General features: G+C 50.3%; 18 protein-coding genes. 5 read left to right on the top strand and 13 right to left on the bottom strand.

The features are described 5' to 3' along the window. Positions 1 to 68 precede the first annotated feature (68 nt). From mnhG to PsW64_RS10970, 7 genes are read right to left on the bottom strand one after another with little or no spacing between them, the layout of a single operon-like run. Complete coding sequence (gene mnhG, locus PsW64_RS11000; RefSeq protein ID WP_063293249.1) at positions 69 to 431, bottom strand: monovalent cation/H(+) antiporter subunit G; 363 nt, start codon at positions 429 to 431, stop codon at positions 69 to 71. Further along, positions 428 to 781: a cation:proton antiporter gene (locus PsW64_RS10995; RefSeq protein WP_057465869.1), complete on the bottom strand. Its 354-nt coding sequence runs from the start codon at positions 779 to 781 to the stop codon at positions 428 to 430. Before PsW64_RS10995 ends, mnhG begins: the two co-directional genes overlap by 4 nt. Next, the gene (locus PsW64_RS10990; RefSeq protein WP_057465868.1) at positions 778 to 1,257 is read right to left on the bottom strand and encodes a Na+/H+ antiporter subunit E; all 480 of its coding nucleotides are present in this window, start codon (positions 1,255 to 1,257) and stop codon (positions 778 to 780) included. Before PsW64_RS10990 ends, PsW64_RS10995 begins: the two co-directional genes overlap by 4 nt. After that, entirely contained in the window at positions 1,254 to 2,840 is a 1,587-nt protein-coding gene (locus PsW64_RS10985) for a Na+/H+ antiporter subunit D (protein ID WP_063288157.1), read from the bottom strand. Before PsW64_RS10985 ends, PsW64_RS10990 begins: the two co-directional genes overlap by 4 nt. Positions 2,841 to 2,844: 4 nt before the next feature. Beyond that, the gene (locus PsW64_RS10980; protein ID WP_057465866.1) at positions 2,845 to 3,222 is read right to left on the bottom strand and encodes a Na+/H+ antiporter subunit C; all 378 of its coding nucleotides are present in this window, start codon (positions 3,220 to 3,222) and stop codon (positions 2,845 to 2,847) included. Then, on the bottom strand, positions 3,222 to 3,638 hold the full coding sequence (locus tag PsW64_RS10975; protein ID WP_057465865.1) for a Na+/H+ antiporter subunit B: 417 nt from the start codon (positions 3,636 to 3,638) through the stop codon (positions 3,222 to 3,224). Before PsW64_RS10975 ends, PsW64_RS10980 begins: the two co-directional genes overlap by 1 nt. Then, positions 3,638 to 5,986 carry a putative monovalent cation/H+ antiporter subunit A gene (locus PsW64_RS10970; protein WP_063303617.1) on the bottom strand — a complete coding sequence of 783 codons (2,349 nt, stop codon included), beginning with the start codon at positions 5,984 to 5,986 and terminating at the stop codon, positions 3,638 to 3,640. Before PsW64_RS10970 ends, PsW64_RS10975 begins: the two co-directional genes overlap by 1 nt. Before the next feature lie 258 nt (positions 5,987 to 6,244). Between PsW64_RS10970 and msrB the strand changes: the two genes are divergently transcribed. From msrB to PsW64_RS10945, 4 genes are all read left to right on the top strand, one after another. After that, positions 6,245 to 6,652 carry a peptide-methionine (R)-S-oxide reductase MsrB gene (msrB, locus tag PsW64_RS10965; protein ID WP_063303616.1) on the top strand — a complete coding sequence of 136 codons (408 nt, stop codon included), beginning with the start codon at positions 6,245 to 6,247 and terminating at the stop codon, positions 6,650 to 6,652. A 295-nt stretch (positions 6,653 to 6,947) separates the two neighbouring features. After that, the gene (locus PsW64_RS10955) at positions 6,948 to 9,041 is read left to right on the top strand and encodes a S9 family peptidase (protein ID WP_063303615.1); all 2,094 of its coding nucleotides are present in this window, start codon (positions 6,948 to 6,950) and stop codon (positions 9,039 to 9,041) included. A 218-nt stretch (positions 9,042 to 9,259) separates the two neighbouring features. Then, the gene (locus tag PsW64_RS27890) at positions 9,260 to 9,625 is read left to right on the top strand and encodes a hypothetical protein (protein ID WP_208980729.1); all 366 of its coding nucleotides are present in this window, start codon (positions 9,260 to 9,262) and stop codon (positions 9,623 to 9,625) included. Between the two features lie 49 nt (positions 9,626 to 9,674). After that, positions 9,675 to 10,058: a hypothetical protein gene (locus PsW64_RS10945; protein WP_057465863.1), complete on the top strand. Its 384-nt coding sequence runs from the start codon at positions 9,675 to 9,677 to the stop codon at positions 10,056 to 10,058. A 1-nt stretch (position 10,059) separates the two neighbouring features. Here the strand turns inward: PsW64_RS10945 and PsW64_RS10940 are convergent, their stop codons facing one another. From PsW64_RS10940 to PsW64_RS10920, 5 genes are all read right to left on the bottom strand, one after another. Beyond that, positions 10,060 to 11,118: a ferredoxin--NADP reductase gene (locus PsW64_RS10940; protein WP_063303817.1), complete on the bottom strand. Its 1,059-nt coding sequence runs from the start codon at positions 11,116 to 11,118 to the stop codon at positions 10,060 to 10,062. Continuing rightward, positions 11,115 to 12,275, bottom strand: a complete 1,161-nt coding sequence (locus tag PsW64_RS10935; protein ID WP_082831083.1) for an aromatic ring-hydroxylating oxygenase subunit alpha — start codon at positions 12,273 to 12,275, stop codon at positions 11,115 to 11,117. Before PsW64_RS10935 ends, PsW64_RS10940 begins: the two co-directional genes overlap by 4 nt. Beyond that, positions 12,262 to 12,567 (bottom strand): hypothetical protein, encoded by a 306-nt coding sequence (locus PsW64_RS10930; RefSeq protein WP_063296262.1) that lies wholly within the window; start codon positions 12,565 to 12,567, stop codon positions 12,262 to 12,264. Before PsW64_RS10930 ends, PsW64_RS10935 begins: the two co-directional genes overlap by 14 nt. Further along, positions 12,542 to 13,150 (bottom strand): TetR/AcrR family transcriptional regulator, encoded by a 609-nt coding sequence (locus PsW64_RS10925; RefSeq protein ID WP_063288153.1) that lies wholly within the window; start codon positions 13,148 to 13,150, stop codon positions 12,542 to 12,544. Before PsW64_RS10925 ends, PsW64_RS10930 begins: the two co-directional genes overlap by 26 nt. Positions 13,151 to 13,291: 141 nt before the next feature. After that, positions 13,292 to 13,891: a superoxide dismutase gene (locus PsW64_RS10920; protein ID WP_057465860.1), complete on the bottom strand. Its 600-nt coding sequence runs from the start codon at positions 13,889 to 13,891 to the stop codon at positions 13,292 to 13,294. 260 nt (positions 13,892 to 14,151) lie between these two features. Here PsW64_RS10920 and PsW64_RS10915 point away from each other — a divergent pair, with 260 nt between their 5' ends. Then, on the top strand, positions 14,152 to 15,342 hold the full coding sequence (locus PsW64_RS10915; protein ID WP_208980728.1) for a YbfB/YjiJ family MFS transporter: 1,191 nt from the start codon (positions 14,152 to 14,154) through the stop codon (positions 15,340 to 15,342). A gap of 47 nt (positions 15,343 to 15,389) precedes the next feature. On the opposite strand, the gene PsW64_RS10910 is transcribed toward PsW64_RS10915, so the two are convergent. Next, positions 15,390 to 16,259, bottom strand: coding sequence for a branched-chain amino acid aminotransferase (locus tag PsW64_RS10910; protein WP_057465858.1), 870 nt, complete (start codon positions 16,257 to 16,259; stop codon positions 15,390 to 15,392). Between the last annotated feature and the right edge of the window lie 93 nt (positions 16,260 to 16,352).

Genomic DNA, 16,352 nt, shown 5'->3' with positions numbered 1-16,352 from the left:
GGCATTGTCGATTATTTCTGGTGATTTGGCTGCACTAAACCCCAGAAACTGTGATCGAAGCTGACATATTATTGCGGTGTTTCAGGCTCCGCAGACTTCTTCGTCACACTCAGCTCGTCCAATTTGGTTTCCTTACAAGGTTTGTAGCCCACGACATAGGCTGCGCGCGCGATGAGGTGTGCAGAAACCGGAGCCGTCAACAGAAAGAAGCAGACGGTCGCGACAGCGCGCATGAAATCATCCCACTGCTGCGAATAGAGGCCAAGCGCCAGCACCATCAAGCCAGACCCCAAAGTTCCCGCCTTGGACGCTGCGTGCATGCGTGTATAGACGTCTGGCAGACGATTGATGCCAAGCGCTGCGCCAGCTGCAAAGATTGCTCCTATAATGAGCATAATCCCAGTCAGGATGGAGATAACTGCTGACATCATTTCTGCTCCTCCTGCTTTTCGGAATCTTTGATTTCCTGCATGATAATAAAGTCTTTGGCCTGCCCTCGATTTAAGATGAAGCGGGCGAAGGCAACGGTTGCCAGAAAGCCGACAAGACCGAGTGCAAGCGAGATATCGATATAGAGCGTGTATGATGACCCAACACCCACAGTCGCTATCAGGCCGATGGCGACAACCACCAATAGATCCAGTCCAACAATGCGATCAGGCAAGGTTGGGCCTTTGATGATGCGATAGACAATCAGCAAGAATGTCAGGCCGAGAATAAAGAGCGCGATGCTCACACAGGCATACAGAAAATCTGATGCGAAAGCCTCAAATCCGTTCATCGAAACGCCTCCAAGATCTGACGTTCAAAACCATTCTTGATGCCATCAATTGTTTCTTCCGGATCTGGCACGTTGAGGCAATGCACAAACAAGACCTTTCGATCTTCCGAAACATCGACGGAGAGCGTTCCCGGTGTCAACGTGACCATGTTTGCCAGCAATGTGATCTCAAAGTCTTCGCTGACTGAGAGCGGCACTGCGATGATGCCTGGGTGGAGATTGATCTTCGGTTTGATAACAATCATCAGCACCCGCCAAGAGGACAGCACCAACTCTTTGAAGAAGCTGCCAGCAAGAATGAGAATCTTCCCACCACGCTGAAAGTAGTCTCGAAATGCGATCTGTTCCCGGATCAGGAACAACGCAATACTGGACAAGATAAAACCGAAAATCAGATTCAGCGGTGTGAATGAGCCGGTAACAGCGCCCCATGCTGCTGCAAGCAGCAGGTTCATGAGAAAGACCGTGTTGTTCATCGGATGCCTCCAAATACGGAACCGATATAGGCTGTCGGATCAATCAGCGTTTTTGCTCCATTCTCAGTTATGGACATCATGGTTTCCGGCAAGATTCCAATTATGAAGATCAGCGCGGTCAACACGACGAGTGGCAACCAGATGCTCCACGATATCTCAGAGGCATCAGAGCTACCGGCAATGGGGAGAGCTTGAATGCCATCCACCGTGTGCTCGTTCCCGCCTCGCCAGAATGCGAAGATCCAAAGACGTCCTACAGCAATGGTCGTAAACAGCCCAGAGACCAGAATACCAGCTGCGACCCAGCCACGACCAGCTTCTAGCGCACCAGCTACGAGCAACAGTTTTGCCCAGAAACCAGAGAAAGGTGGCAAGCCTGCGACTGCGAGCAAGAGGATCAAGCCTATTCCAGCGCCCAGAGGCGTGCGGATGTAGAGACCTCCGATTTCCCGCAGGGAAAATGTACCGCTCATCTGGAACATAAAGGCGACCAAGAGATAAAGCGCAGTCATGATGAGAACGGAATGCATGGAGTAGAAGATCGCACCAGATACAGCAACTTCATTGCCGACTGCGATACCAGCCATCATGGCACCGATACCAGCGATGACGAGATAGGCCATCAGGCGTCGGATATCTGTTTGAGCCAGCGCACCAAGTGAGCCGGTCAGCATCGTTGCGATGGCGACTATTCCAATTAGAGAGGCGAGCCAGTCACGACCTTCCGGCATCAGCAGAAGCATCACTCTGAGCAGCGCATAGACACCGACTTTGGTGAGCAAGCCTGCAAAGATTGCGGCCACTACCAAACGTGGTGTGTGATAAGAGGCCGGAAGCCAGAAATTGACTGGGAACGCTGCTGCCTTCATTGCAAACGCAAGGAAGTACAGGGTTGCCAAACCAAGCATTGGACCAGAGCTATCAAAGGCTTTTAGCTTGCCAGCAATATCCGCCATGTTCAACGTACCAACCAGACCGTAAAGCAGGCCAGTCGCGGCAAGGAATAGCGTTGTCGCAATCAGGTTCAGCACTGCATATTTTACAGCACCGTCGATCTGCACCTTTTCATTTCCAAGGATCTGCATACCGAAGGACGAGATCAACAGGACTTCGAACCAAACATAAAGGTTGAAGATGTCTCCTGTCAGAAATGATCCAGTGACACCGCAGAGCAGCATCAGGAGGAACGGATAGAAACCGTAGCGTCTTTCGTTTTCAGCAATTGAGTTCATTGCGAAGACGGCGACACACATGGTTGCTACAGAGGCTGTCAGCGCCAGCAATGCGCCGAGCGGATCAGCTGTAAAAGCGATACCGAAAGGCGGGAGCCAACTGCCCATCACCATTGTCACAACACCATTGGTGAGAACGTGGTTGAGCAAGCCGATGTTTGAAAGGATCACCAGTGCGATTGTTGTGATCGCGATCCAAGGTTGAGTAGCCGATTTCTTTCGAAAAATAATTGAAATTGCACCGCCTGCCATGGTGAGCAGGACAGGAGCAACCAATAGCCAGTCGGCAAGAGGCACCGCCTCCGTCACCATTGCCGCTGTAATATCAACCGTCGTTTTCGTTGCAGCCATCTACTTAGTACCCCAGCGGCGGTTCAGAATGTTCTTTGGGTTCTGCGACGCGCATATCAAGCAAGTCATCTGTTCCCAGCTCCTGATAGGCCCGGTACCCGAGGACCAGGAAGAATGCCAGGAAGGAGAACGAGATCACAATTGCGGTCAGCACCAATGCCTGAGGCAGAGGGTTCGCTGTTGCTTCTACGGGGAGATAGCTTTGAAGCGGAATAATTGGCGGTACATCCCGTGTCAGGCGTCCTGCCGTGAAGATCAAGAGGTTCACGGCATTTCCAAGAATGGCAATGCCCAGCAGGATCCGCACGAGTTTTCGAGACAGAAGCAGATAAATGGAACCTGCAAAAAGGATCCCGACCAGAACAGAGAAAAGCGTTTCCATTAGTCTGCCCTTTCTTCCAGAGAAAGAGCGATCGAAGAAATCGCTCCTACCACCACCAGATACACTCCAATATCAAAGAACAGCGGTGTTGATAGATCAATCACCGTGCCCAAAAACGGGAGTGCAAGCCACTGACTTGTCATTGCTGGCTGACTGAAGAACAGGCTCGGCAACACAGAGACAACCGCGAGGAGCAGGCCTGACGCAGCAATGGACATAGGATGAAACTTCATTGCCCGGCGAACTGCAGAGACACCGCAGGCAATGCCATAAATTGCGAAGGCGGAAACGGCAATCAGCCCGCCGATGAAACCTCCACCGGGCTCGTTGTGCCCACGGAGCAATACGAAGACGGAAAAAAGCATCATCAGGGCAGAGAGATACGGAGCGACCGTTCTGAATATAAGCGTATTCATTAGCGATTTTTCTCCGAGTTCGAGTTTCCGTTTGATTTAGGTCGCACTCGGATAAGTGCAAGGACCGCCAGACCCGTTACCATCACAACGGAGATCTCTCCGATCGTATCGAAGCCGCGGAAATCAACGAGAATAACGTTCACGATGTTCCGACCGTGCGCAATCGTCCGACTGTACTGTGTGAAGAACTCAGAGAGTGTTGGGTCAAACGGCAGTTGAATAATGGACATCAGCAACATGCTGATACCCGCACCGCAAAGCACTGACAGGCTGATATCAAAGGCTTTGCCACGCGATGACCGGGCATCGGTTGGCTTCAGATTCAGACGTGTCATTACCAATGCAAGGATCACAACCGAGAGTGTCTCGACCATAAACTGCGTGAAGGCCAGATCCGGCGCTCCAAAGAGCAGGTAGATCAGTGCCACTGCAAAGCCTTGAATACCAAGCAGGACAATCGCCGTTACTCGGTAGCGTGCTGTCAGCACAGCATAAACGCCAATCACCGCAATCGCGGCAATAAACCACTCATAAGCGTAGAAGCTGCCTATACCTTGCAGTTTTGGCCAATTGCCTGTGAGGATCATTGGTACAAACAGCACCAGCGCGATTACGGTAAACGTTGCGCGCATATAGGTGACCATACTGCCAGTTTGAACTGTTTGTGTCAGCGTGGTTGCAAAACGAATGATGATTTCCAGGGCCTGGTCGAAGCCTTTATCCGGTCCCCACCCAATGGTTCGCAGAGCATCTGCAACAATCACACGGAGCTTATCCATGTACATGAAGATGATAATACCAAGGGCAATTGTCGCTAAAGACAGGTAGAGCGCTGGTGACAGGTATGTGGGGAATAGATGCAACTCTTCATCAATTGGTGTTCCCAGAATTGCAGAGGTCATTGGTGACAAGAGCTGATGACCAACTGATGCGATGAATGCACCGGCTGCCAAGCCCAGAACCGCAAGAGTGATTGATCCTGCAACAAGTAGGACAGTTCCTTCATGAGCAACTTTTGGTGTTTTCACCTTGGCGCCGAAGAACGGTTTAATGGCAACGGTCGCGGCCAGAGCAAACATCATCGCGTTGCCCAGTACGGCAAAGCCAGTCCAAAGCCCACCGTTCACAGCGTGCCATGTTCCGTCATAAAGAACTTCTTTCGCAACAAAGCCGACCAGAGGTGGCAAACCTGCCATTGACAACGCAGAGAGGACCGCAGCTGTACCGGTGATCGGCATCAGTGAGAACAAGCCCCCTACTCTGTTCAGATCGCGTGTACCTGATTCATGGTCGACTGTTCCGACCACCATAAACAAAGAGCCCTTAAAGAGTGAGTGCGCGAAAAGGTATATAACGGCGCCTTGGATCGCCACCGGGTCAGATGTGCCTGTTAGCATCACCAGCAACCCGAGAGACGCAACTGTTGTGTAGGCCAGAACAAGTTTGAGGTCTGTCTGCCGAATGCCGAGAATGGTGCCAACGAGCAGTGTGATGCCACCAAAGATCGGAAGTACGGTCATCCAGAGTTCTGTATCTCCCAGAACCGGATGCATGCGCATGAGCAGGTAAACACCGGCTTTCACCATGGTGGCAGAGTGCAAGTATGCAGAAACAGGTGTCGGAGCTTCCATTGCGTTTGGAAGCCAGAAATGGAACGGAAATTGAGCTGACTTTGTGAAAGCGCCCAGCACCACCAAAATGAAGATCGCGGTGTAATATGGGCTTTCGCGTAAAGCGTCACCAGAATTGAGCAACTCACTTAACTCAAAACTGCCAGCCTGGTAGCCAGCCAGGATCAAACCAGCCATCAGAGCCAGACCACCGCCGCCAGTTACAACAAGCGCTTGCACAGCAGAGCGGCGAGAGGCGCGGCGCAGGTGGTCAAACCCGATCAACAGGAAGGACGTGATAGACGTCAACTCCCAGTAGACGAAGAGTGTGATGACGTTGTCAGCAACAACAACACCCAGCATGGCTCCCATGAAGAGGAACAGGTAGGACAGAAACTGCCCAAGGTTCTCATGGCCTTTCAGGTATCCACCTGCATAAAGCGTAATGAGCGTTCCTATTCCCGAAATCAGAAGCGCAAATAAGACAGACAGGCCATCCAGATAAATCGAGAAATTTACGTTGAAGGTGGGAACCCACTCCAAGCTCGCCTTGAATGTTTGCCCCTCGGCAATGCCTGGCACAAATGAAAGAAACTGTAGGAACGCCAATGCAGGAATAACAGCGAGAAGCCACGCAGCATTGTGTTTCAGAGTCTTTGCCAGAAAGGGACTAAGCGCAGCGGCAACAAACGGGCCTAATAACGCCCAGAACGTTGCCTCGACACCGAATAAAGGCATGTAGCACTCCGTAAATTTATTAGTGTGGTTAACCTATAAGACCGAGTCGAATTTGCCAAACACGCTCCCCCGACCACTCCAAAGACATAATCTGCCCACCCATGCAGGGCAAGTTCATCACATTCTAGTTTTGTCAGGATCCAATAAACTTTAACCTCACCTAATTGTAACTTGCCTTATAGGCATTGGCTGTTTGTTTATGTCTTGGTAAACTTAACATGGCCCTACCATTGAGCCCGGTGAATAAGGATTTCTATCATGTTTAACAAAAAATCACCTAAGGACATGACCGAGTCGGAATGGCGGGAACAACTGACCCCTGAGCAATATCGTATCCTTAGAGAAAAAGGTACCGAACGAGCCTTTACAAGCCCTTATTGGAATACCTTTGAAACAGGCACCTACAGCTGCACAGCATGTGGCTCTAAGCTATTCAAATCAGACACAAAATTTGATGCAGGTTGCGGCTGGCCAAGTTTCTTTGAGGCGGTCTCTCCCAATGCTGTGACAGAACATAAAGACGCTACGCTTGGCATGGTGCGCACAGAGATTTGCTGTGCAAGTTGTGGAGGACATCTCGGACACGTTTTCCCTGACGGTCCACCACCAACAGGACTTCGCTACTGCATGAATGGTACTTCGATGACATTCACACCTGACACGTAGTTTTGATCAAATCCAAGATAGGTGTTATCGCGAGGCAAAAGAGCGACGTTTTGAAGCTGTGGAAGAACAACTCTAATTACATTGAAATAATATTATCTGCTCTCTTCGAAAGACATATGAGCATGAAAATTATCGGTGTAAAAAGCTTCAGGTTCAAATTTATACCTTCGATTCAGCGCATATCTTCTCAGGGATAAGTTTTAATCGGGAACTGGCTTTATGCCCGTTCCCGATTAAAATGCTGAAGAATAGAATTCAGATTTCAAAATCATAAGCGTAAACTCAGTCAGGTATAATGAAAAAGTCAGCTCCACCACGCGCGCAGATGCGCACTCATGAAACCAGCCATCATGGTTTTACTCGCAACGAGCCTTATGCCTGGCTGCGCGCAGACAATTGGCAGGAGGTAATGCGAGACCCCACTCTGCTTGATCCTGAAATCCGTGCCTATCTTGAAGCAGAAAATGCTTATACCGAAAACGAGATGGAAGACACTGAAGAGCTGCAAAAAGCACTTTTTGCAGAGCTTAAGGGTCGTATCAAAGAAGACGACAGTTCAGTTCCTTCTCCTGATGGTGAGTACGCCTATGCGATGAAGTTTGTTGAAGGTGGCCAACATCCCAAATTTGTGCGCAGCAAGCGTGATGGAAGCGACCCCATAGTTCTTGTCGATGGAGACCTTGAAGCTGATGGCAAAGCATACTTCAAATTTGGCGGTGCATCTCACAGCGATGATCATAGGTATCTGGCCTGGGCCTACGACGACAAAGGCTCCGAGTACTACACACTGAAAGTGCGCGACACGACGACAGGACAGGATCTGGAAGACACCATACCAGACACTGGTGCAGGCGGTGTTTGGTCTACGGACGGTCAGTATCTGTTTTATGTTCAGGTAGACGCAAACCATCGCCCTTCCAAGCTCTTCCGCCACAAGCTCGGTACAGCACCGTCTGAAGATGTTCTTGTTTATGAAGAGCAAGATACAAGCTTCTTTGTTGGGCTTGGCAGAACACAATCCGGACGCTTCATTTGTATTGGTTCAGGCGACCATGAAACCACCGAGGTTTGGCTTATTCCTGCAGATGAACCTTTGGCAGCCCCTACGTTGGTTGCCAAGCGTGAGACTGGCGTGGAGTATTCCGTTGAAGACAATGGTGACCGCCTACTGATCTTAACCAACGCTGGTGAGGCTGAAGATTTCAAGATTGTCAGCGTACCGCTCGTCGCTCAGCTTGCTCTTCCGGGTAAGTCACACTGGGTTGATCTGATTGCTCATAAGCCTGGCCGTCTGATCCTATCGCACGATGTTTACAAGGATTATATGGTGTGGCTTGAGCGCGTTGATGGCTTGCCGCGCATTGTCGTCCATCGTTTCATCGATGGTATTTCACACAGCATTGAATTTGATGAAGAAGCCTATAGCCTCGGTATAGCCGCAGGGTTTGAATATAACACCACAACCATCCGGTTCACGTATTCTTCCATGACAACACCAAGCGAGGTATATGACTATGACCTTGCTACGCGCGATAGAGTGCTGCGCAAGCGGCAGGAAGTGCCATCTGGTCACGATGCTTCTGAGTACATTACGCGCCGCCTGATGGCTCCTTCACATGATGGCACACTGGTTCCGGTTTCTCTGCTCTATAAACGCTCGACAGTTCTGGATGGAAGTGCTCCTTGCCTGCTTTACGGTTATGGGTCCTATGGCCTTTCAATTCCTGCCAGCTTCTCCACCAATGCCCTGTCGCTTGTTGATCGCGGATTTGTTTATGCGATTGCGCACATTCGTGGTGGCAAAGACAAAGGCTATGCCTGGTACAAGAACGGGCGTCGTGAATTCAAGAAGAACACCTTTTATGACTTCATCGCAGCCTCGAAGTTTCTGGCTAGCGAAGGCTTCACCGCTCACGACAGGATCGTTGCGCACGGTGGCTCTGCCGGTGGCATGCTGATGGGTGCATGTGCAAACATGGCACCTGAGGCTTTTGCTGCAATGATTGCTGAAGTGCCATTTGTGGACGTGCTAACCACCATGCTCGACGACACGTTGCCGCTGACACCGATTGAATGGCCGGAATGGGGTGATCCGATCCGCGATAAGAGCGCATATGGATATATCGCCTCCTATTCTCCCATCGACAATGTGGAAGCGAAAGACTATCCAGCGATCTTCGCACTTGGCGGCCTGACTGATCCGCGCGTTACCTATTGGGAGCCTGCCAAATGGGTTGCAACACTGCGTGAGAAGAAGGCCAATGATAGTCTGGTGATGCTACGCACCAACATGGATGCCGGCCACGGTGGCGCATCTGGTCGTTTCGATCGCCTGAAAGAGGTCGCCTTGGTCTATGCCTTTGCCTTAAAGCAGACCGGCAAGGCCTAATCTAACTTCACTAAGTAATGTAAAAAGGCGCCTCAAACGGGCGCCTTTTTTAATTAATATAGCTGCAAGTTTGCCTTAACCTTATTCTCAGTTCAAAAACTCCGTTAAGAATACTGGAACCAACATAGGACTAAGATTATTTGGTCGAATGAGGAGCTTTAACTCCTCTTGGCGCTCAATGTTAAAGACATAAACAACAAAAAAGTCTGGAACATCCTGTGCGTGCCATTCTGGTTATCTTGCTTCTTATCCTTATGCTTCCTGCGTCTACAGTCGCTCAGGTCAACAATAAGCTTTATCCGTTCAATCATCTGATCCCGAATGACTTGCGGTCGGCGCCGCGGATTTATGGGTCGCAGTATGATTGTCGGATCAGGGTGAAAGAGGATGGGGCGGAGAATGTTTATCAGGCGTTTGTAACTGGGTATTTCAGCGATCCCAGCCGCAATATCTCCAGCGTTGCCTGTTTTCGGACAATGAAGAAGTGTCAGGCTTATCTGAACTTCATGCGTGGGTACTTAGAGCTTACCCGTAGTGCCAGTTGCCAGCACGGGTATTACAAAGGACTTTTTGGCTGGTTTTAAAATACACTTTTGACAGAAGAGGCCGATAAGGCCCGAAAGCGTTGATTAAATGAAGACAATTGCCCCACTCGCCTGCTTTGCAGCGGCGTCTCTGTTTCTAGTCAGCTGCAGTCAACCACCAAGCACCAATTACCTGGAACGGCAACTGATACCTCGTACAGGGCCAATCATGCCGCGTGTGAAAGGCACTCAGTATGATTGTTCCATTGCGACTGCTGAACATGGCGCGTCCAATATCTGGCAAGCAAATGTTGGCGGGCGCGTCTTGAGCGATAATCAGCCCTATAACGTCTCAACCGAGGCTTGCTTCACAACTCAGAGCGAGTGCGAAGCATTCCTCTATCTGATGAACGGGGTCTTAGACCAGATCATCACATCCCGTTGCCAGCTTGGATATGAAAAAGGCTTCTTCGCCAAACTGTTCGGATCTTGAACTACTTAAAGCTGATCGATAGTTCTGCGGTTTTTGCATAGGATTGGCAGGTCAGAATTGCCCCTTTGGCGACTTCAGAGTCTTCCAAAGCCATTCTGGCCTTCATGTTCACCGCACCGCTCTTGATCTGCGCCCGGCATGCTCCGCAGATTCCTGACTGGCAGGAATAAGGTGGCTCCAAGCCCGCTGCCCGGACAGCATTCATAATCGACTGCCCTTTTGCAACTTCCAGCTCAATGGCCTCGCCGTAGTAGTCGAGCTTCAGCAGAGCTGACACGCTGGCCACGTCTTTGGGCGTATCAAGGTTCCCGCCAAAACTCTCCGCATGGATACGATCTGTTGGAACATCGCAGTTTCGAAGAGCCTCGCGCACATCTGCGTTCATGGTACCGGGACCGCAAATAAAGTATTGCGTATTCTGAGCAACCGGGCGGCATTCAGACAAATACTCCAAGGCCACATCTTTGGTTATCCGGCCAGATTTCCATGGTGAGAACATAGACCACAAGGATGGTTTGGATAGAATATGCCTGATTTCCAGTTGAGACGGGAAGCGCTCTGCCAACAGCTCCAATTGTTCCTTAAAGATGATGTCATCAGCTGTCCGGTTCGCATAGAGCAAGAACAGTTTTGAACGTGGTTCTCTTTGCAATGCAGCTTCAATCATTGCGACAGCCGGCGTAATTCCGCTGCCACCGGCAAAGAAGTAGAGCGTTCTTTGCCGGTCTTTTAAAGGCTCAAGCGTGAAACCTCCGAAGGGTGGCATCACATTTAGCTGCTGACCTGCCTTCACCTTTGTACAGAGGAACTTGGAGACGATGCCATCTGGATTGGATTTGACCGTGATCTGTAGTGCGTTGCCGTGACTGGGGGTCGCTGAAATCGTGAAGGGACGACGCACTCTCTCGCCGTTTACATCCAGCTCAATCGTGATGTGTTGTCCTGGCTTCCAGAAAAACTCCTCCTTCAGCTCTGCAGGGACGTCAAATCGGATGGTTTTCACGTGCTTTGTTTCAGTGATAACCTCTGAAACCCTTAGCGAATAAACAATATTTCTCACGGTTTGCGCTCCACCCATTCAGCCACGACACGCTGATGATCGCGAACGGGCTTTTCACCGTGTTTGGAGGATGGGCCGTGTTCAAAGAAGGGACTCTGCAGGGACTTCTGCTGCTGTTCGCAGGCGTAAATATCTTCCTGCATAAAGTCACCAGACGACATCGGATCTACTTTGGGGTCTTCGTTGTATTTGGCACCTAAATGTTTATCCCAGAAGGAGGCTGATGCCATGGCCGCTTTTGTGAAGGCCCAAGTGGATTCATTCGCCACACGGGTCCGTATCTCAACTACGGATCTGTCCGGGGCGATTGGCGTTATATGGAAGGTGGACCATGAATTCTCAGATTCACCCAATCCAATCCCCGGAAACAACATTGGCACCCAGGCTCCCATCTTGTCTTTCGGGATGCCCGGAATGAGTGGCATTGGTGTGACCTTTTCCACTTCAGCTGCATAGAAGTCTGCAAGAGGCTCCCAGAAGGCGAAGTGCGGGCCGATGAACTCGCACTCAATCTTTGAGTGGTCATACATGTTGAGCGTATGAGAATGCAGGTGTGACAGATGATACCCGTCGATGTAGTTCTCGACGATAATCTTCCAATTGGCCTTGATTTCGTGCTTTGAGTAGCCCTCTTCCGTCTCAATTAGTCCAGCTGGATCATATGGCGCAAGATATGGCTCTACCTCTCCAAACCAATTGATGATGGATGGAGCGTTTTCATTAGGGTGCACCCAGAGCATTCCGCGCCAGATATCGACAGATGCCTTTTTCAAACCATTGCAGGACAAATCTATCCCGGGAAACTCTTTTTCTTGTTCCGGGACAGAAATCAGGTTGCCTTCAAGATCATATGTCCAATCATGATAAGGGCATGTGATCGCCTTTTGCGTCTTGCCTTCAGCTCGCAAAAGCTGGGTGCCTCTGTGGCGGCAGATGTTGTGAAACGCACGCAAGCGATGATCACGACCCACTACGATAAAGATATTGTTCAAACCAGCCTGAACGGAAATGTACTGGCCAGGTTCAGTGATATCTTCCTGAAAGCCTGCGAGTGACCAGGTTTTGGAGAAGATTTCGGCCTGCTCTCGATCAAACCATTCTTGTGAGGTGTAGGCCTCTTTGGGGAGAACGGGCATACCGTTGCTATGAGTAGACATAGGGAACGCCTCCTAGCTTCATTATTAGATCTGCGAGGATGAGATAGAGCGAAAGCGTCGCCCACAGGATGATTGTGATCCAGAACAGGAAGGGGTTATCACCGCGAGTGAGAGTTTCGACAACATAGACGGATTGACTCCGCCACGCTCTAACTGTCCAGAGGAGGAAAAGCGCACCCCAGACCCACTGCCAGCCGTAGTAAAGCGAGGCAGCAATCAGGATCAGAGCAAAAATGGTTCGCCACTTGCCGTAGCTGATTATCTTTCTAAGGAGCTCTTTGAGTACCTGCATTATCTTCCAAGGACCTCAGCAGCAGCAATGCTGCATTTTTTGCATAACGCCTCCACGCGTGTGGCGGCTTGAGGGGAGCCAAGGAATCAACGTTGAAGTAGAGTGCCACGATGCCATGGGCAACGGTTTCGGCGGCTTCACTCTCCACTTCAGGAAAGTCTCGTTTAATTGCCTCGACGACAACTGCTGTAAAATCACCAACCCATTTCAGAAGAGCTTCTGCCTCAGCAGGAAACCTGTCTGCTGCTGCAACAATGGATTGGAACACCATCATCTCAGCTGGATCAGAGTGGCCGTGATCATCAAACAGATGATCAACGGCAGTGTAGGAACCACGTTTTGCTGGCAATGCGTTTGCGAACATTGTCGTCAACTCACCAAAGCCTGACAGAACATGGGTTACAACAGCGTTTATTATCTCTTCCCGATTACCGGCATGGTGCCTGATAAGCGGTCGTTTCAGTCCGGTTTCTTCAGCAATGCGTTCCAGCGTCACGCCTTCCAAACCATATTGAGCAACGCATTTCGCAGCAGCTTCAACAATTTCATTTAGTCTGGCGGATTGAACACTAGGACGCGGCATGGGTATGTGCTTTCACTCATCGGACACGAGTAGAGATAGGCTTCAAATAATTAACTGTCAATAGTGACAATTTAAAAAATCAAAGCCATCGAGACAAAAAAGGCGGCACGAGGCCGCCTTGATTATAATCTGTCTTTGGGATTAAACAGCTGCAGAGTACAGCTCTTCCACGTATTCCCAGTTGATCAGGTTATCAACGAACGCTTCCAGGTACTTAGGACGCGCGTTGCGGTAGTCGATGTAGTAGGAATGTTCCCATACGTCGCAGCCAAGAATTGGGGTTGCGCCGTGTACGATTGGGTTTTCACCGTTAGGTGTTTTCATCACTACGAGCTTGCCGTCTTTAACAGCCAGCCATGCCCAACCGGAACCAAACTGGGTTACACCAGCGTTGATGAAGTCAGCGCGGAACTTGTCGAAACCACCGAGGTCTTCGTCAAACTTCTTAGCCAGAACGCCCGGCAGAGAAGAACCGCCGCCATTTGGTTTCATCCATTTCCAGAAGTGCAGGTGGTTAAGGTGCTGACCAGCGTTGTTGAACAGGCCTGCATTTGTGCCGTAGCTTTCCTTGACGATCTCTTCAAGGCTTTTGCCTTCAAGACCAGAACCTTCGAGCAGCTTGTTGCCATTGGTTACATAAGCCATATGGTGCTTGTCATGGTGGAACTCGAGAGTTTCAGCAGACATATAAGGGGCCAGAGCGTCGTATGCGTATGGCAGGTCTTCAAGAGCAAAAGACATGGTATACCTCCATGGGAAAGGAAATTTTGGGCGCAGTACTTTTCAGTTTTACAACCGAGCAGCGCTGCAACTCATGGTGCAAAATAGTGATGTTTTTCCGTATGAGCAACGGGTGAAGAGCATAATTTGCAAATATTTTTCTTGTTTTTTTGTAAGTAGAACTTCTAAGTTGGAAATTACAGGAGCTGTGAGGTCACATTATTGGCTGTATTCTGCGGCTTGTAAGGAATCAATTTGTGTCAGATGCCTCCGAAAAACTCATGAAAACATCCACTACGACCGAAAAAGACCAGTTTGCAGTCCTTTCTGCGGTGGGTGGCTGCCTTGCTATGGCTGCAGTCATGGGTATCGGAAGATTTGTCTATACTCCGGTTCTGCCGTTCATGTTGCAGGACGGAACTTTGAATGAAGTCAACGCAGGATTTGTCGCCTCCTCTAATTATCTTGGTTATCTGCTCGGAGCACTGCTGGCAGCTCGCGCTCCCCTGCCCGGCGGTCCCTATCGTATCTTCATGATCGCGTTGATCACGAGCACTGTAGTCACTTTTTTCATGGCGTTTAGTCTTGGCGTCTACTGGTTTGTTGTCATTCGCTTTCTAGCTGGGCTGGCAAGCGCTTATGCATTTGTTTTGGTCGCAAATATAGTCATGCAGCGGCTGGCAGAGACCCGTAGCCTTCATCTCTTTCCGATCCATTTCACTGGTGTTGGCATCGGCATTGCAGGTTCGTCCCTTATGATTGAATGGCTCGGCACAAGCTTAGAAAGTTCATCACAACTTTGGATCGCAAGCGGTGCGCTCAGCCTGTTGCTTTCGTTGTGCGTGCCGTTTCTTCTACCCCCAAGAAAAGAGCTTGCTCCTCAAGCAGCTTCTCACGCCACCCAAACGAAGACCACGACCAAGCCACTGAACCTGAGCGCGTGGCGGTTGATCTTTGCTTACGGTTGCTTCGGTTTTGGCTATGTCATCACCGCCACATTCCTCGGCGCATTGGCTAGTTCGACGCCTGAACTGGCTCCAATGAAATCCCTTGGCTGGCTGCTGGTTGGACTTGCGATCATCCCTTCCGTTTTCTTTTGGGAGAAGCTGGCAGTTCGTATCGGGTATGGCCGTGCAATTGCAGTCGCATGCACACTTGAAGCCATTGGCGTGGCTTTGAGTGTTCTGACACCGACTATCGCCGGGCTTTCCGCGGCTGCGATCCTATTGGGTGGCACATTTGTTGGTATTACATCGATCGGACTTGTTGAGGCGCGTCGTCTTGCAAGTTCTAACCCTCGCCAAATTGTCGGCCTGATGACCGCTGCCTTCGGTTTAGGCCAGATGTTTGGCCCGAGCTTTGCCGGTTATCTCTATGAGCTGAACGGCGACTTTTTGCTTGCCTCGCTTGTGGCTGCAGGTGCTCTCATTCTTGCTGCTTTGCTCACGATCAAGCGTTTCACACCGGCATAAAAAAGGGAGGCGACAGCCTCCCTTTAAAACAAACAATCCCTATGGGGTTATGCAGGCACTTTAGCGTGTGCAAACTCCCAATAGAGTTCTCTTGCTTTTGCAGCAACAGGACCATGGTCCATTGTACGATCTTCCAGTTTGTGGACTGGAACCACCTTGCCATAGTTGCCGGTTGAGAAGATCTCATCTGCCTCAAGGAAGTCCTTAAAGGTCAGCGTTGTTTCATGCACATTATAGCCAGCGCTGCTGAGCAGTTTGATAATGCGCTGGCGGGTGATGCCATTCAGGAAGGTGCCGTTCCAGTAAGGGGTGAGCACCTCACCATCCTTGACCATGAAGATGTTGGCTGAGGTCAGCTCTGCAACATTGCCCAGAGCATCCAGCATGATCGCATTGTCAAAGCCACGGGACTTTGCTTCACGCGATGCCCGCGCATTGTTTGGGTACAAGCAGCCAGCTTTCGCATTCACTGGCATGGATTCCATTGTTGGTCGGCGGAATGGAGACAATGTCAGGCTGTTGGAAGCACCTTTGGGCGGCATTGGAGCTTCAAACAGGCACATGCAGAAACGAGTAGATTCCGGATCACCGTCAATGATGCCAGGACCATCGTGTTCAGCCCAGTACATCGGACGGATGTAAACTGCTTCGTCCGCTTCAAACTTGGTCATACCTTCTGTCGCGAGTTCAACCATCTCTTCAAAGCGCATGGTTGGTTTCATACCAAGGTTTACGGCAGACCGGTTTAGACGTTCACAATGCAAGTCAAGGTCAGGCATAACGCCTTCAAATCCACGGGCACCATCAAATACGTTCGAACCCAACCAAAAAGAATGCGTACGCGGACCGATCAGTGGCGGATTGCCCTCGTACCATTTGCCTTCAACCCATGTCCGAGTCTTCGACATTTCGGCCATAATTAATCTCTCCTCAAAAGTCGGCTTATGAGCCTGAAAGGCCCCGCCCAATTATCTATTGTCAGTCGACCTGAGAATTCAAATGGGGTCAAC

Origin of the sequence: Pseudovibrio sp. W64, assembly GCF_001623145.1 — a bacterium.
In the GTDB taxonomy this organism is placed as follows: Bacteria; Pseudomonadota; Alphaproteobacteria; order Rhizobiales; family Stappiaceae; genus Pseudovibrio.
The sequence above is the reverse complement of the archived record's forward strand: the minus strand, read 5'-3'. Positions and strand labels throughout refer to the sequence as shown.

Excerpts from the sequence above, each read along its gene's own strand:
- PsW64_RS10955 (WP_063303615.1), top strand. The coding sequence starts at position 6,948 with ATGAAAAAGTCAGCTCCACCACGCGCGCAGATGCGCACTCATGAAACC.
- PsW64_RS10920 (WP_057465860.1), bottom strand. The coding sequence starts at position 13,891 with ATGTCTTTTGCTCTTGAAGACCTGCCATACGCATACGACGCTCTGGCC.
- PsW64_RS10980 (WP_057465866.1), bottom strand. The coding sequence starts at position 3,222 with ATGGAAACGCTTTTCTCTGTTCTGGTCGGGATCCTTTTTGCAGGTTCC.
- PsW64_RS10935 (WP_082831083.1), bottom strand. The coding sequence starts at position 12,275 with ATGTCTACTCATAGCAACGGTATGCCCGTTCTCCCCAAAGAGGCCTAC.
- PsW64_RS10985 (WP_063288157.1), bottom strand. The coding sequence starts at position 2,840 with ATGGCTGCAACGAAAACGACGGTTGATATTACAGCGGCAATGGTGACG.
- PsW64_RS10975 (WP_057465865.1), bottom strand. The coding sequence starts at position 3,638 with ATGAATACGCTTATATTCAGAACGGTCGCTCCGTATCTCTCTGCCCTG.
- PsW64_RS10925 (WP_063288153.1), bottom strand. The coding sequence starts at position 13,150 with ATGCCGCGTCCTAGTGTTCAATCCGCCAGACTAAATGAAATTGTTGAA.
- msrB (WP_063303616.1), top strand. The coding sequence starts at position 6,245 with ATGTTTAACAAAAAATCACCTAAGGACATGACCGAGTCGGAATGGCGG.
- PsW64_RS10915 (WP_208980728.1), top strand. The coding sequence starts at position 14,152 with ATGAAAACATCCACTACGACCGAAAAAGACCAGTTTGCAGTCCTTTCT.
- PsW64_RS10970 (WP_063303617.1), bottom strand. The coding sequence starts at position 5,986 with ATGCCTTTATTCGGTGTCGAGGCAACGTTCTGGGCGTTATTAGGCCCG.
- PsW64_RS10930 (WP_063296262.1), bottom strand. The coding sequence starts at position 12,567 with ATGCAGGTACTCAAAGAGCTCCTTAGAAAGATAATCAGCTACGGCAAG.
- PsW64_RS10995 (WP_057465869.1), bottom strand. The coding sequence starts at position 781 with ATGAACGGATTTGAGGCTTTCGCATCAGATTTTCTGTATGCCTGTGTG.
- PsW64_RS10990 (WP_057465868.1), bottom strand. The coding sequence starts at position 1,257 with ATGAACAACACGGTCTTTCTCATGAACCTGCTGCTTGCAGCAGCATGG.
- PsW64_RS10945 (WP_057465863.1), top strand. The coding sequence starts at position 9,675 with ATGAAGACAATTGCCCCACTCGCCTGCTTTGCAGCGGCGTCTCTGTTT.
- PsW64_RS10910 (WP_057465858.1), bottom strand. The coding sequence starts at position 16,259 with ATGGCCGAAATGTCGAAGACTCGGACATGGGTTGAAGGCAAATGGTAC.
- mnhG (WP_063293249.1), bottom strand. The coding sequence starts at position 431 with ATGATGTCAGCAGTTATCTCCATCCTGACTGGGATTATGCTCATTATA.